This is a genomic window from Rhizobium sp. NFR07, assembly GCF_900111905.1.
Taxonomy (GTDB): Bacteria; Pseudomonadota; Alphaproteobacteria; order Rhizobiales; family Rhizobiaceae; genus Neorhizobium.
Genome location: NZ_FOKM01000004.1, coordinates 367671 through 381533, shown reverse-complemented (window position 1 = coordinate 381533; position 13863 = coordinate 367671). Strand labels below are relative to the sequence as shown.

The 13863-nt window shown below is 62.8% G+C and carries 15 protein-coding genes and 1 riboswitch; of the genes, 4 read left to right on the top strand and 11 right to left on the bottom strand.

Features of this window, described 5'->3' with window-relative positions; all coding sequences use genetic code 11:
* Positions 1-11 precede the first annotated feature (11 nt).
* Both BM216_RS11450 and BM216_RS11445 read right to left on the bottom strand, forming a co-directional pair.
* A complete protein-coding gene (locus BM216_RS11450) occupies positions 12-890 on the bottom strand; it encodes a methylated-DNA--[protein]-cysteine S-methyltransferase (RefSeq protein ID WP_092999159.1) in 879 nt (292 codons plus the stop codon).
* Between the two features lie 78 nt (positions 891-968).
* Positions 969-1466, bottom strand: a complete 498-nt coding sequence (locus tag BM216_RS11445) for a DUF2244 domain-containing protein (RefSeq protein WP_092999157.1) — start codon at positions 1464-1466, stop codon at positions 969-971.
* A 21-nt stretch (positions 1467-1487) separates the two neighbouring features.
* Between BM216_RS11445 and nth the strand changes: the two genes are divergently transcribed.
* Entirely contained in the window at positions 1488-2255 is a 768-nt protein-coding gene (nth, locus tag BM216_RS11440; RefSeq protein ID WP_092999155.1) for an endonuclease III, read from the top strand.
* Here nth and BM216_RS11435 read toward each other — a convergent pair.
* Positions 2233-2811, bottom strand: coding sequence for a TetR/AcrR family transcriptional regulator (locus BM216_RS11435; RefSeq protein ID WP_092999153.1), 579 nt, complete (start codon positions 2809-2811; stop codon positions 2233-2235). The two genes, nth and BM216_RS11435, sit on opposite strands and share 23 nt — an antisense overlap.
* 89 nt (positions 2812-2900) lie before the next feature.
* Between BM216_RS11435 and BM216_RS11430 the strand changes: the two genes are divergently transcribed.
* Positions 2901-3326: a VOC family protein gene (locus tag BM216_RS11430; protein WP_092999151.1), complete on the top strand. Its 426-nt coding sequence runs from the start codon at positions 2901-2903 to the stop codon at positions 3324-3326.
* Here the strand turns inward: BM216_RS11430 and BM216_RS11425 are convergent.
* From BM216_RS11425 to BM216_RS11405, 5 genes are all read right to left on the bottom strand, one after another.
* Positions 3323-4036 (bottom strand): sulfate transporter family protein, encoded by a 714-nt coding sequence (locus tag BM216_RS11425; RefSeq protein ID WP_092999149.1) that lies wholly within the window; start codon positions 4034-4036, stop codon positions 3323-3325. The genes BM216_RS11430 and BM216_RS11425 overlap by 4 nt on opposite strands.
* Before the next feature lie 73 nt (positions 4037-4109).
* Positions 4110-4898 (bottom strand): class I SAM-dependent methyltransferase, encoded by a 789-nt coding sequence (locus BM216_RS11420; protein ID WP_092999148.1) that lies wholly within the window; start codon positions 4896-4898, stop codon positions 4110-4112.
* Positions 4899-4901: 3 nt separating this feature from the next.
* Positions 4902-5666 carry an ABC transporter ATP-binding protein gene (locus BM216_RS11415; protein WP_092999146.1) on the bottom strand — a complete coding sequence of 255 codons (765 nt, stop codon included), beginning with the start codon at positions 5664-5666 and terminating at the stop codon, positions 4902-4904.
* Entirely contained in the window at positions 5663-6703 is a 1041-nt protein-coding gene (locus BM216_RS11410; protein WP_244530151.1) for a FecCD family ABC transporter permease, read from the bottom strand. The genes BM216_RS11415 and BM216_RS11410 overlap by 4 nt, the downstream gene beginning before the upstream one ends.
* On the bottom strand, positions 6700-7716 hold the full coding sequence (locus tag BM216_RS11405) for an ABC transporter substrate-binding protein (protein ID WP_092999144.1): 1017 nt from the start codon (positions 7714-7716) through the stop codon (positions 6700-6702). Before BM216_RS11405 ends, BM216_RS11410 begins: the two co-directional genes overlap by 4 nt.
* Before the next feature lie 161 nt (positions 7717-7877).
* Positions 7878-8105, bottom strand: a riboswitch (cobalamin riboswitch).
* Between the two features lie 334 nt (positions 8106-8439).
* Here BM216_RS11405 and BM216_RS11400 point away from each other — a divergent pair.
* Together BM216_RS11400 and BM216_RS11395 are read left to right on the top strand one after the other, a co-directional pair.
* The gene (locus BM216_RS11400) at positions 8440-9495 is read left to right on the top strand and encodes a PAS domain-containing sensor histidine kinase (protein ID WP_244530150.1); all 1056 of its coding nucleotides are present in this window, start codon (positions 8440-8442) and stop codon (positions 9493-9495) included.
* 111 nt (positions 9496-9606) lie between these two features.
* Positions 9607-9972, top strand: coding sequence for a nuclear transport factor 2 family protein (locus BM216_RS11395; protein ID WP_092999140.1), 366 nt, complete (start codon positions 9607-9609; stop codon positions 9970-9972).
* 29 nt (positions 9973-10001) lie between these two features.
* Here the strand turns inward: BM216_RS11395 and BM216_RS11390 are convergent, their stop codons facing one another.
* From BM216_RS11390 to BM216_RS11380, 3 genes are read right to left on the bottom strand one after another with little or no spacing between them, the layout of a single operon-like run.
* Entirely contained in the window at positions 10002-11594 is a 1593-nt protein-coding gene (locus tag BM216_RS11390; RefSeq protein WP_092999138.1) for an FGGY-family carbohydrate kinase, read from the bottom strand.
* A 55-nt stretch (positions 11595-11649) separates the two neighbouring features.
* The gene (locus tag BM216_RS11385; RefSeq protein WP_092999136.1) at positions 11650-12360 is read right to left on the bottom strand and encodes an HAD family hydrolase; all 711 of its coding nucleotides are present in this window, start codon (positions 12358-12360) and stop codon (positions 11650-11652) included.
* Between the two features lie 8 nt (positions 12361-12368).
* The gene (locus BM216_RS11380) at positions 12369-13853 is read right to left on the bottom strand and encodes a mannitol dehydrogenase family protein (RefSeq protein ID WP_092999134.1); all 1485 of its coding nucleotides are present in this window, start codon (positions 13851-13853) and stop codon (positions 12369-12371) included.
* Positions 13854-13863 lie beyond the last annotated feature (10 nt).

The following is a 13863-nucleotide window of genomic DNA, read 5'->3' as shown; positions in this document are numbered from 1 at the left end:
CAGATCGGGCGTCAGCCGCCCGTCTCCCAGCCCAGCATCGCGCGCTTGCGGGTCAGCCCCCAGTGATAGCCGGTCAATGCGCCATTCTTGGCAACGGCCCGGTGGCAGGGAACGACGAAGGAGATCGGGTTGGCGCCGACAGCCGCCCCGACCGCCCGACTTGCGGTCGGCTGGCCGATATCGTTGGCGACGTGGGAATAGGTGACGGCCTTGCCATAGGGGATCTTCAACAGGCTCTGCCAGACCTTCACCTGGAAATCCGTGCCGATCAACACGACGCGCAGCGGGCGGTCGCACTGCCATTTCGACCGATCGAAGACCCGGCCGACATAGGGCAGTGTCGCCTCCCGGTCTTCCACATAGGTCGCATTCGGCCAGCGTCGCGTCATGTCTTCAAGCGCATCTGCCTCGCCCGCCTCATCCGCGAAGGCAAGACCCGCGAGCCCGCGATCGGTCGCCATCACGAGCGCAATCCCAAAGGGTGAGCGGTGGAAACCATAGCGGATCGTCAGCCCGCCGCCCTTCGCCTTCCATTCGCCCGGCGACATCGCCTCGTGGGTGACGAAGAGATCATGCAGACGCCCCGGGCCGGACAGCCCAACCTCATAGGAGGTTTCGAGCAGCGGCAGGCCTTCCTGCCCGAGCAACCGCTTGGCATGATCGATCGTCACCGCCTGCAGGAAAGCTTTCGGCGACAGGCCCGCCCAGCGGGTGAACAGCTTCTGCAGCTGCGTCGGCGACTGGCCGATCTCGGCAGCGATCGCCTCCAGCGACGGCTGGTCGCGATAGTCGAGTGTGATCATCTCGATCACCCGGCGTACGGTTTCGTAATCGGAGCCTTCCGGCGTCACGTCGGTGGCGGGCGTGGAAAACTGAGCGAGAGCGTTCATGGTCTGTCTCCTTTCGCTCATATGTGCCTCTTTCGCATTGCTGAAACCACCCGTTTCTTGACCATTGGAACGATCTCGCTAGAGCCTGCGTGTCACACTTGCCAGCGCGCCCCGAAACGCCTTGGCAAAACTCTCCCGGTCATCGGGATTGAGGAAGGAGCCGACATCCGTGCCCCGGCCCTCTCCCGACACATGCATGGAGGTGATCCCGAATTCCGCGTGACGATTGACCTTAAATCGTGCCCAGAACGGATTGAACCGATGCTCCACCATGCGCCCCGCGGGCGAGAATTTTCGGATCGACACGTTGCTGCGCGAGACGGTGACTTCTTCTCGCTGCCGGCCCGAACGATAGCTCAGTTTCAGCGCCACATAGAGGCCGAGAAAGTCGAGGCCGAGAAACAGTCCGATCGGCCACGCGCCGGTCACCATGAAGAAAATGCCGTAGAACAGGCAGACGATCCCCGAAAGCATGAGCACGACCCGAAACCCTGTCCTGCCGAGTGATCGGTAGGGCGTCAGTTCGGCGGCAAAGACCGGCTGGTCGTCCACTATCTGCGCGTTGATTTCCGTCATCGGGCGTGACTATACAGTCTGATGGCCAATCCGAAAATCAAATCCAGCACCGCCACGAAGACCGCCGCTCCGCGCAAGCCGAAGCGCTTCAAGCCCGCCTATTCGAAAGAGGAAATGGTCGAGATATTTCGCCGCTTCTCCATCCAGCGGCCGGAGCCGAAAGGCGAGCTCGAGCATGTGAACCCCTTCACGCTGGTCGTCGCAGTGGCGCTGTCTGCGCAGGCAACCGATGCCGGCGTCAACAAGGCGACCCGCGCGCTGTTCAGGATCGCCGACACGCCGGAAAAGATGCTGGCGCTCGGCGAGGAAGGTGTGATCGCGCATATCAAGACGATCGGGCTTTACCGCAACAAGGCGAAGAACGTCATCGCCCTCTGTCGCATGCTGATCGACGAATTCGGCTCCGAGGTTCCGAAGACCCGCGAAGAACTGGTACGCCTGCCGGGTGTGGGCCGCAAGACGGCGAATGTCGTGATGTCCATGGCCTTCGGCATTCCGACGCTCGCGGTCGACACCCATGTCTTCCGCATCGGCAACCGCTGTCTCATGGCGCCGGGCAAGACGCCGGATGAGGTCGAGGAACAGTTCCTCAAGGTCATCCCTGAGCAGTATCTCTATCATGCCCATCACTGGCTGATCCTGCACGGTCGCTATACCTGCAAGGCGCGCAAGCCCGAATGCGAGCATTGCGTCATCGCCGATCTCTGTCGCTCGCCGGAAAAGACTTTTGACATCCCGGCGCCGCTGGTCGAACTGCCACCGCAGATTATCGGCGCGGCTGCGCAGTAAGACCGTCCAGCAGAACCGCGATCGCTGCCTCGTAATCCTCCCGCCTGCCGCCGCAGTCGATCGCGATCGCCGCGCGCTCGAAAGCCGAGGAGATGAGCGCCGTCAGCGGATCGAGCAGCGCCAGATGGCCCGACCCCGCAAGCAGATGCGAAAGCCCAACCTTGAGCCCCTCTTCCGCCGGGTCCCCGCCTTCGCCGCTGTCGCCGGCAAACTGCGCCGGCGCCTCCTTCAAAAGCAGCCGCGTTCGCCCCGGCACGGCCATCGCGTCGAAATAGGCCGATGCCCCCTGCAGCAGCGCTTCGCGTGCTGATGAGGCCTCCGCCGAGTGCGCATCGATATCGGCGGCGACATGTTCCGCCTCGCGCTCGATCACTGCCCGGAACAGCGCCTGCTTGTCGGCAAAGTGGTGATAGAGCGCCCCTCGTGTCACCTGCGCTTCAGCGACGATCTCCGGCGTCGCCGTCTCGGCATAACCCTTCTCGATGAACAGCGCTCGCGCAGCGTCCAGTAGCGCCGTGCGGGTCAGATCTGTCCGCTCGCGATTGCTGCGCGGCATCGCATTCCTCTCATTTACATACAGACAGAATGTATCTATATAAATACATACAGCCTGAACGTATCTGATTAGTTGGAGGAGTGAAAGCGATGAAAGTCACCAGCTACTATCCCGTTATCATGACGGACAACGTCACCGGCACGGCGGCCTTCTATATCGAGCATTTCGGCTTCGAGGCGCTGTTCTCGGCAGATTGGTATGTCCATCTGCAGTCGCGCGACAACCAGCATGTGACGCTTGCTATCCTTGACGGCAGCCACGGCACGATCCCGGCATCGGGCCGCGGCACGGTTGCCGGCCTGCTCCTCAATTTCGAGGTGGAGGATGTCGATGCGATCTACGACCGGCTGAAGGCCGCCGGCCTGCCGATCCGGCTCGATCTGAGGGACGAGGATTTCGGCCAGCGGCATTTCATCACCGCCGACCCGAACGGCGTGCTGATCGACATCATCAAGCCGATCCCGCCGAGTGCCGAGTTTGCCGCGATGTACGACGCCTCGGCCCTGCCGGATTAGATCGTGAAACCCGGATCCCGCTTCGAGATCGCCTTGTGCAGATGCACCATCAGGCCGGCGGCGAAGAGCGGGGTCAGGAGGTTGACGAAGGGGATCGCCAGGAAACCGGCGATCACCATGCCGGCAAGCATCACGGTCGAGCCGTGTTTCGCCCGGAACGCGCGGGCCTCTGCCGGCGGGCGAGAGCGCATCGCGGCGAACTCGAAGAATTCCCGGCCGAGCAGGTAGCCGTTGACCATGAAGAAGGCGATCAGGTTGACGCCCGGAATGAACAAGAGAAGCAGCGCGATGAAATTGCCGACGATGACGACGCCGAGGAACTGGATCGAGCCCATGATCGCCTGGCCGAGCGGCAGTTCACGGCCCGGCGGGTCGTTTGGATAATCCCGCTTTTCCACCACCGCCGCGACATCGTCGAGAAACAGGCCGGCGATGAGCGCCGTGATCGGCGCGATCAGCAGCGCCAACCCGAGCGCAAGACCGATGCTGGCTGCAACCGCCGCAATCAGCGTCAGCCAGCCCGTCCATTCCGGCATTGCGGGAAGAAACGCCGCAAACCATGGCCAGACGTAATAGGCGAAGGCTTCTCTCAGCGTGAACCAGAGCCCGGCGAGAATGAGCAGTGTCAGCCCCAGCATCTTCCAGAAGGCGGAACGTGTCTCGGGGGCAAAGAGATTGACGAGCGCAAGGCGGGCGGCGTCGAGGATCATGAAAGGTCTCCGGCGGTTGGCGGGAGACATTTAGGCAATGATGCCCCCCGGAACAAGCGCTCCCGCGCGGCGACTACACCTTCCCACACGTCATGACGAAGCGCCGGTAGACGAAGGTGCGCAGCCGGTTCCTGAAATCGGCCTGCCTGCGCTGCGCGCGGGAGATCGGCCCGTGCGGATGAATGGCGATATCGGCAAAGCCTGCATCTTTCAGTAGCGGCATCACCATCTCCGGGCGAAGCCCCTTGCCGAAGGGCAGTGCCTGCATGATCCGGCCATGCCGCTCGCTCAGGGCGCCGTCGTAATTTCCGTCCGCGCCGACCAGCTGATCGATCCAGGAGATCAGCAGTCGCGCGATCCGCCCGGAGGGTTTCGGCTCGGCCCAGTCGCCGTCGAAGAAGAGCACCCTGCCGCCCGGCTTCAGCACCCGGTGCCAGTCGGCGAATGCCTGCTGCGGCGCAGTCAGCGTCCAGACCAGATGCCGGCAGATGATCGCATCGTAAAGCCCGTCCGGCTCCATCGTGTTTTCGGCATCGGCCAAGATGAAGCGCAGCCGCTGTTTGCCGGCATGCTTTGCCCGCGCGACCTTGAGCATCGCCTCGGAAAAATCGAGCGCGGTGACGTCATGGCCGAGATCGTGAATCAGCCGCGTCACCTCGCCGGTGCCGCAGGCAAGCTCCAGCACCCGCTTCGGCTCGTCGCCTAGAAGCGCCCGGATCGGCGCCTGCCATGCATCGGCCTCCGGACCCGCCGGAATGCGATGGCCGAAAGCGAGATCGAAGGTCTCCGACCGTTTCGACCAGTAGGCGCGGATCTCTTCCTTCAGGTCGAAATTAGCCCCGTCATGTCTGCTGCCATCCATCGCTCAAGCCATCCTATACTGGATGTTGAAGCGGCCATGCACCGCAGACCGTTCGATATGCGCGTTGACGCCGAACACGTCGCCGATCAGGGCTTCCGTCAGCACCTCTTCCGGCGCGCCCGCGGCAACGATCTCGCCCTTGCGCATCACCGCCAGGCTGTCGCAGAACATCGCCGCGAGATTGAGGTCGTGCAGCGCCACGACCGAGGTCACGCCGAGCTTCGAAACCAGCGAGAGAATGTCGAGCTGATGCTGGATATCGAGATGGTTGGTCGGCTCGTCGAGCAGAAGCTCGCTCGGCGCCTGCGCCAGCGCGCGGGCAATATGCACCCGTTGCCTTTCGCCGCCGGACAGCGTCTGCCACAACTGGTCGGCCCGCTCGCGCATATCCACACGGCCAAGCGCCTCGTCGATCGCCGCCTCGTCGCCCGCATTCCAGGTCGACAACAGCCCGCGATGCGGCGTGCGGCCAAGCCGCACCACGTCCCGCACCGTCAATTGCGTATCGGTGGTCGATTGCTGCTCAACGAAGGCGATGCGCCTTGCAAGTGCTGCGCGCGGAATGGCGGCGATATCGTCGTCGCCGAGCCGGATGACGCCGCTCTTCACTTTCCTCAGGCGGCAGATCAGCCTGAGCAGGCTGGATTTTCCCGATCCGTTGGGGCCGAGCAGTCCGAGGATCCTGCCTTTCCCGACCGAGAGGCTGACGCCGTTGACGATCAGAGTCTCGCCGGCGGCATAACTGACATTGTCGATCGCGATGCTCATGCCGTCCTCCGCGCCCGATAGAGGATGATCGCGAAGGCCGGTGCGCCGAACAGCGCCGTCACCACGCCGATCGGCAGGATCTGCTGCGGCACGATGATGCGCGAGACGATATCCGCGCCGACCATGAAGATCGCGCCGCCGAGCGCCACGGCCGGCAGCAGCCGCGCATGGCCGGGTCCGACAATGAAGCGCGCTGCATGCGGAATGACGAGACCGACGAAACCGATCGAACCGACCATGGAGACGACACCCGCCGTCATCGCAGCCGTCGTGGCAAGCAGCACGATCTGGGTGCGCCGCACCGCAATGCCGAGCGAGGCTGCAGCATCCATACCGAAGGCGAAGGCATCGAGCGCCCGCACATGGGCGAGGCAGATGAGGAAGCCCGCAAGCGTAATCGGCGCCGACAGATAGACATCCGGCCAGCGCACGCCGCTCAGCGACCCGAGCAGCCAGAACAGCACGCCGCGCGCCTGTTCGGCATTGGCAGAGGTAGTGACCACATAGGAGGTCAGCGCGTTGAACAGCTGCGAGATCGCCACGCCGCACAGAATGATGCGCTCGCTCGTGCCGCCGGTGCCCGCGGCAAGCACGCCGACCAGCAGGAAGGCGACGACCGCGCCGATGAAGGTGCCACCGGACAGCGTCAGCACCCCGTAACCGAGGCCCAGCACCATCACGGCGACGGCGCCCGTCGAGGCGCCGGCCGATATGCCGAGCACATAGGGTTCGGCCAGCGGATTGCGCAGCAGTGCCTGCAGGATCGCGCCGCAGAGCGCAAGCGACGCGCCGGCACTGGCCGCGACCAGCGCCCGGCTGAGGCGATAGTCCCAGACGATGCCCTGGTGGATGCGGCTCAGTTCGAATTCCGCGCCGAACAGCCGGTTGGCGACAGCCTTCGCCGTGGTGGCCACCGGTATGGCGATCTCGCCGATCGATACGGCGAGGCTGACCATCACCGCGAGTATGACGATTGCGGCAATGGTGAGCGCGGACAGCGCCCACCATGCCGGACGTATCGGATATGCCTGGTTCACTGCGACAGCCCGAAGGACTTGATGCCCTTGGCCAGCGTCTCGATGCCGTCGATCGTGCGGATCGTCGGGTTCATCGACTGGGCGTCCATCATCACGAAGCGCTCGTTCTTGACCGCATCGAGTTCCCTGGTCACCGGATCGGTCTTGAGGAAATCGATCTTCACTTCCGGATCGTCGGCGGCATAACGGCGGCGATCCATGGTGGCGATGACGATGACTGAGGGATTGGACTGCGAGATCGTCTCCCAACCGACCAGCGGCCATTCTTCCTCGGTGGTCACGACGTTCTTCGCGCCGAGCGTCTTCAGAATATAGGCCGGCGCGCTGTTCTTGCCGGCAATGAAGGCATCGCCCTTCACTTCCTTGCTGGAAAACCAGAAGACGATCGGCAGGTTCTTGGCCGCAGCGCCCGAGACGGATGCCACGGCCTCGGCCTCGCGCTTCTTCAGGTCGGCAACCAGGGCGTCGCCGCGATCCTTGATGTCGAAGATCTGCGCAAGTTCTTCGATCTCCTGGTAGACGAGCTCCATGGTGAAAAGCTCCTTGCGAACGCCGTCACCGCCATCGGCGTTGATCTTGGCGACGCAATCGGCCGGCGAGACATATGTGTTGATGCCCAACCCGGAAAACTGCTCGCGCTTGCCGACCGAACCTTGCGTGCCGACATGCCATTCGAATTCGGCCGCCACCAGATCGGGCTCTTCGCCGACGACGGATTCGAAGCTCGGATCGTTGTCGGATAGACGTTTGATCCCGGCATTCGCCTCTGCATATTGCGGCAGGACCGGACCGACCCAGACGCCCGTGCCGGCTATTTTGTCGGCAAGGCCGAGCGAGAACAGGATCTCGGTCATGCCCTGGCCGATCGACACGATCTTTTCCGGCGCCTTGTCGAAGGTCACCGACTGGCCGCAATTTTCGATCGTCAGGGGATATTGCGTGGCTGAAAAAGCGGGTGCGGCAAGGCCGGCCACCCCGAATGCAAAGGCAATGCTGGTAAGAATTTGACGCATGAAAAATCTCGATCTGGAGGAAGAAGAGCAGGCATCGTCGGCGGCGCAGGCACCGGCGAACGGATGCTAGCGGCGGAGAGCCCAATCGAGACGGAGGAAAGCCTTTCGGCCGAGGTGCAGGTCAATCATGTCTGTTCCTTCCCGGGCATCCCCGCCCGGCTGATTGGATGGTCTATGATGGCAGGTCTCCTGGCTCGCGAATGTCTGCCTTCCATCTGCCTTCCCGTGCGGTCTCGCACAGTGGCATGGCGCCTCTCGGCACCCAGGGATGGACGGCAATCCGCCTACAGTTGCGGGGGCAGCCACGGCCTCGGCCAAATCGGCCTCACCGTGTTCCCTATTAATCCCTTCCGAGTCATCATCGGGGAACCATCGGCTCGCAGTTAGGCTGAACAGACCACGGGCGTCAAGCGGAAGGTCGGCATTGCAGGCGGTGCGGCCAAGCGGGAATATGTGGGGCAGGTTCATCATAGCTTAAGTTACGTAATAACATTACCTGCCATGTATCGAGCAATTCATTCGGTGTCCAGCACTTTCATGGACGCGGGAAATTGCATGGTGAAGCCAGCGCATCATCTCCGCGGCAGAGTGCATGCAAGCACTGGCCTTTACAGGACTGCGATCCATATTATTTCGCAAATGCGCAAGTTCTGCCGTCGAGGATGAGGAAACAGCCTGCAGCGGAATTCAGCGGTGGCGGTATTGATGGAGAGGCGCGTGCGGTTGAGTGAATTGACTTGGGCCGAAAGCCGGATGGGCCGCATCGTCGCGGAATTCGACTGGTCGAAGAACCCGCTTGGCCCGATCGAGAGCTGGCCGACTTCACTGAAGACCATCGTCGACGTGACGCTCAGTTCTAAATTCCCCCAGGCGGTCATCTGGGGACCTGAATTCATCACCATTCACAACGACGCCTTCCTGCCCATTCTCGGCAACAAGCCGCTGGCAATCGGACGCTCATTTGCCGATGTCTGGGCGGAAGCCTGGAGCGAGATCGGTCCGATCGCCGAAAAGGCCTATACGGGAGAACCGACCTATATCGAGAACTTTCCGTTGCGGATAAGACGCAAGAGTTTCGATGAGCTCGCCCATTTCACCTTCTGCTACAGCCCCCTGCGCGACGATGAGGGCAAGGTCGCCGGCATGGTCGATACGGTCATCGAGACCACCGACACGGTGCGCGCAAAGCAGATCCAGGACGTCTTGCGTCGCGAACTCGTCCATCGGGTCAAGAATACCATGGCCGTCACCAACGCGGTCGTCAGCGCCTCCATGCGCCATGCGACAAACCTCGCCGAAGCACGCGACACCATCACCCGGCGCATCGACGCACTCGGAAAAGCCCAGAACCTCATCTCCGCGTCGGACGACGGCGTCCTCCTGCATGATGTGGTGGTCAACGCGCTTGCGCCCCATCTCGACAGGGATGAACGCGCCACGATTTCCGGGCCTGCAGCAGAACTGACATCCGAGCAGGCGACCGGCATGTCGCTGGCCATCTATGAGCTGGCGACCAATGCGTTGAAATATGGCGCCCTTTCCGTCGAGCAGGGCCATGTCGCAATCCGCTGGACCATCGACGAGAAAAAGGCGCTTCGCTTCAAGTGGCGCGAAAGCGGCGGCCCGGCAGTCTCAGTACCATCCCGCACGGGCTTCGGTTCACGGCTGAACAACCAGATCGTCGCCTCCTACTTCCGTGGCAGGGCCGAGACGGACTACCAGCCCGAGGGCCTGCACTTCGAGCTGAACGGCTCGCTTGCCGCAGCCGACCAGGCTTAGATATCGGATCGGCAGCACCACACGCCTCCCCCCGACAGCCGAAAATTCCGACAAGACAGCCGCATGCGGGATCATGTCTGTTCACGCCCGCAACGGACTGCGGAGACACACATGGCCCATGACATAACGACATTGATGACGCGCAACCTGCATGACGTGTTCGGCGAGGGGGATGCCGATCGCCGGCGAAAGGCAATTGATGAAATCTTTGCCGAGGAGGCGGTCTTCTACGAACAGGACAGCATTCATCGCGGCAGGGACGAGATTGCCAATATCGCCGGCATCATCCGCAACACCCATCCGGATTTCCGCTATACGGTCGTGCGCCCGCCGGAACAGCTGCATGAAACGGCGGGCAGGATCCAGTGGGTCTCCGGCCGGCCGGGAGAGCCGCCGGCCTATGCGGGAACGGATATCATCGTGGCGCGGGACGGAAAGATCGAAGCGGTCTACCTCTTCTTCGACCAGCAGCCGTAGAGCGCATCTGATTACCGACGAGGGACGGCCTACTCCGTTCCCTTCAACTCTTCCCGATGCCTGATCATCGTCAGGAAAACACGGTAATCGCGGTCGTAACCGACCTTGCGGGACGGATCCGGCATACGCTCCTCGCCGCCCGCATCCATCGCCTTGCCCGCATCGAACAGCGAGCCGTGCAGGCCGCCGGCAACCGCAGCGGTCATCGCCGTGCCGAGCAACACGGCATCGCGCATTTCCGGCAGCACCACCCTGCAGCCGGTGACATCGGCATAAAGCTCGATCAAAAGCGGGTTGTTCACATGCCCGCCGGTGACATGCAGCGTTTCGAACCGGTAGCCGAAACCGGCCATCGCATCGAGGATGTGGCGAATGCCGAGCGCGATCGCCACGCAGGCACGCCAATAGAGCCGGCAGAGCCCGTCGAAGGACGTGTCGAGCGTCAGGCCGCTGATAACGCCGGTGGCATGGGGATCGGCAAGCGGCGAACGGTTGCCGTGGAAGTCCGGCAGGATGTGAAGGTTCGCGCCGATATCATGCGCCTCGTCCTCTCCCGGTTCGGCGCGCAATTGGCCGATCCGGTCGATGATGCGGCCATGAAGCTCCGACGTCGGCTCGCCACCCGCCGCATGCATGCGCACGATATGGTCAAGCAGCGCGCCGGCGGCTGACTGCCCGCCCTCCACCAGCCAGTGATCGGGCAACACCGCCTCGTAATAGGGTCCCCAGAGGCTGCGGCCGGGCTTCTCGTCCTTGGTCAGGGCAACGATGCAGCTCGACGTGCCGCCGATCAGCGCCACGCTCGTTTCCAGCCGCGATCCGCTGGCGGCACTGCCGAGCGCCCCGAAGGCACCGGCATAAGCATCGATCAGGCCGGGCGCCACTTCGACGCCCTCGTCCAACCCCAGCGCCTGCGCCGCCTCAGCCGTCAGCCGTCCCAGGCTCGTTCCGACCGGCGCGGTCTCGTCCGGCAGCCCTGCCCGCTCCATCAGGTCGTCGAGGCCGGCAAGCGCCAGATAATCGCTCTTCCAGCCCGGCATCTCATGCGCCACGTAATTCCACTTGGCCGTCACCGTACAGCGCGACCGCGCCGTCGAGCCCGTCGCCTTCCAGGTGAGAAAGTCCGCAAGATCGAAAATGAAGCCGGCCTTTGCCCAGCTCTGCGGCAGCTTCTCCTTCAGCCACTTCAGCTTCGGCATCTCCATTTCTGGAGACAGCGAACCGCCGGAATATTGCAGCACCGCATGGCCGGTGGCGGAAAGCTCTCCGGCCTGCCGGATCGCCCGATGATCGAGCCAGACGATCGTGTCCTGCCGAGCCTCGCCGGTCGTAGACACGCTGAGCGGCTTCCCCTCGGTATCGCGCACGACGAGCGAGCAGGTCGCGTCGAAGCCGATCGCGGCGATGCGTGATGTGACGAGACCGGCCTCTGCCATCGCCGCCTTCACGGCAATGCAGGTCGCGGCCCATATGTCTTCGGAATCGTGTTCGGCGTGGTTGTCCCGGGGACGGAACATCAGGATCGGATGCTTTGCCTTGGCGAGCAATCGCCCCTCGCGGTCGAAGACGCCGGCACGCGCACTGGTCGTGCCGATATCGACCGCAACGATGTGATCACGCATCCGGATCTGTTTCCTGTCCCTGTGTCGCTCGCTGCGGCCGATCCCCGACGCGCAATCAGAGCGCTTGCCGGGACATCGGGCCGCCGCGGCCCTCCATATAGTTTTGCACAAGGTGGAGCAAATCAGGCATGGCGTCAAACACCACATCCGGGGAAAGCGCGTCGATCCGCTCCCGATAACCGGGAACGGCGGCGTGAGATCCGCCGGCAAAGCCGAAGACCGTCATGCCGGCGCGCTGGGCCGCTTCGATCCCGGCGGGACTGTCCTCGATGACGATGCAGTCCTTCGGATCCATCCCCATCTGGCTTGCCGCATGCAGGAACAGGTCCGGCGCCGGCTTGCCGTTCTTGACCATCGTGGCGCTGAAGATATGCGGTTCCAGCTTGTCGATCAGCCCGGTGATCGTCAGGGAAAGACGAATACGGTCGGGATTGCTGGACGAGGCCACGCAGCGCGGCGTCTGGAGTCGATCGAGCGTCTCGGCAATGCCGGGTATCGGCTGCAGTTCCTTCTTGAAACGGCTGTAGAGATCGAGCCGCATGGCCTCGAGGAATTCCGGGCCCGTATGGAACCCGTATTCCTCGTCCATCACCTGCTTCATCGTGGCGAGGCTGCGGCCGAGGAAGCGGCGATAGGCTTCCTCCTCGGCCATGTCGACGCCATGCCGGTTAAGAGCTTCGACAAGGACGCGAACCGAAAGCGGCTCGCTATCGACGAGAACGCCGTCGCAGTCGAAGATCACCAATGGTCCGGCATGGTCAGCCACGTGTCACCTCATTCCTGAACAAGCTTGTCGTCAAGATAGAGCTGCAGCGTCTTCGCCGTGCCCTCGCTCCACAGCGTCTTCAGCGCATGCGCAAAACGCTTGCGGAACAGCTCGTTCTTCGACACTTCGCCGAAGATCTCGTCGAACACCAGGAAGGCATCCGGATCGTCCTTGGCCTTCAAGGCTGCCGCCTGCAGCTTCTCGGCGCTCGTGTCGTTGAACACGATCTTGCGGCCCGAGTCCGATGTGCCGGCGAAGTAGCGGCACCAGAGTGCGGAAACCAGCGACAGGCCGATAATGTCGTCGCCCTTGGCCAGACGATCGCGCGTCGACGGCAGGATGAATTTCGGCTGGCGGTTGGAACCGTCCTGCGCCAGGCGCGGAATGGTGTCGCCGATCTTCGGGTTGAGGAAACGACGCTCGATCAGGTCGAAATATTCATCGAGATTGGTATCCGGCACCGGCGGCACGATCGGGATGATCTCTTCCTTCTCGAGCTTGGCGAGGAAGGCGCGGATCAGCGGATGTTCCATCGCCTCGTGGACGAAGTGTATGTCGAGCAGCTCGCCCGGATAGGCGATCGTCGCATGGCCGCCGTTGAGGATGCGGATCTTCATCAGCTCATAGGGCGCGACATCGGGCACGAACTGCACGCCGACCTCTTCCAGGCGCGGACGGCCGGCCGGGAAATTGTCTTCCATCACCCACTGCTTGAACTCTTCGCAGAACACCGGCCAGTTGTCGTCGATGTTGAAGTCGTTCTTCAGGATGTCGACTTCGCGCTGGCCGGTTGCCGGCGTGATGCGGTCGACCATGGAATTCGGGAAGGCGACGTTTTCATGGATCCAGGTGGCGAACGCCGGGTCGGACATCTTGGCGAGGCCGATGACGGTGTTTTCCGTCACGTGGCCGTTGCCGGGAATGTTGTCGCAGGACATGATCGTGAACGGCGGCACGCCGCGCTCGCGGCGAAGCTTGAGACCGGCGAGGATCAGGCCGAACACCGTCTTCGGCGCCGTCGGGTTCTTGCCGTCTTCGACCATTGCCGGATGCGCCGGATTGAAATGGCCGGCCGCGTCGATGAAATAACCGCCTTCGGTGATCGTCATCGAAACGATGCGGATCGCCGGATCGGCCAGCTTCTCGACCAGCACATCCTTCTGGTCCGGCCCGATGATATCGATCATCGGTGCCGTGACGCGCGCGCCGGTCTTGTTATTATCCTGCTCGACGACGGTCGTCAGGTAGTCCTGCGTCTTCAACTTGTCGCGCATGGCGGCATCCGACGGCATGACGCCGGCACCGATGATCGCCCAGTCGTGGCCCTTGCCGGTGTTGAACAGGTCATCGAGATAGATCGCCTGATGGGCACGGTGAAAGTTGCCGACGCCGAAATGGATGATGCCCGGCTTCAGGCTCTTCGGGTCGTAGGCCGGCACAGCAGCGGTTGCAGCGGCATCCTTGAGGCTTGCCAACGAAAGCTTCACAGTCATTTTCTCATAC

Coding starts and splice junctions, on each gene's coding strand:
- BM216_RS11450 (WP_092999159.1), bottom strand. CDS start 890: ATGAACGCTCTCGCTCAGTTTTCCACGCCCGCCACCGACGTGACGCCG.
- BM216_RS11445 (WP_092999157.1), bottom strand. CDS start 1,466: ATGACGGAAATCAACGCGCAGATAGTGGACGACCAGCCGGTCTTTGCC.
- nth (WP_092999155.1), top strand. CDS start 1,488: ATGGCCAATCCGAAAATCAAATCCAGCACCGCCACGAAGACCGCCGCT.
- BM216_RS11435 (WP_092999153.1), bottom strand. CDS start 2,811: ATGCCGCGCAGCAATCGCGAGCGGACAGATCTGACCCGCACGGCGCTA.
- BM216_RS11430 (WP_092999151.1), top strand. CDS start 2,901: ATGAAAGTCACCAGCTACTATCCCGTTATCATGACGGACAACGTCACC.
- BM216_RS11425 (WP_092999149.1), bottom strand. CDS start 4,036: ATGATCCTCGACGCCGCCCGCCTTGCGCTCGTCAATCTCTTTGCCCCC.
- BM216_RS11420 (WP_092999148.1), bottom strand. CDS start 4,898: ATGGATGGCAGCAGACATGACGGGGCTAATTTCGACCTGAAGGAAGAG.
- BM216_RS11415 (WP_092999146.1), bottom strand. CDS start 5,666: ATGAGCATCGCGATCGACAATGTCAGTTATGCCGCCGGCGAGACTCTG.
- BM216_RS11405 (WP_092999144.1), bottom strand. CDS start 7,716: ATGCGTCAAATTCTTACCAGCATTGCCTTTGCATTCGGGGTGGCCGGC.
- BM216_RS11395 (WP_092999140.1), top strand. CDS start 9,607: ATGGCCCATGACATAACGACATTGATGACGCGCAACCTGCATGACGTG.
- BM216_RS11390 (WP_092999138.1), bottom strand. CDS start 11,594: ATGCGTGATCACATCGTTGCGGTCGATATCGGCACGACCAGTGCGCGT.
- BM216_RS11380 (WP_092999134.1), bottom strand. CDS start 13,853: ATGACTGTGAAGCTTTCGTTGGCAAGCCTCAAGGATGCCGCTGCAACC.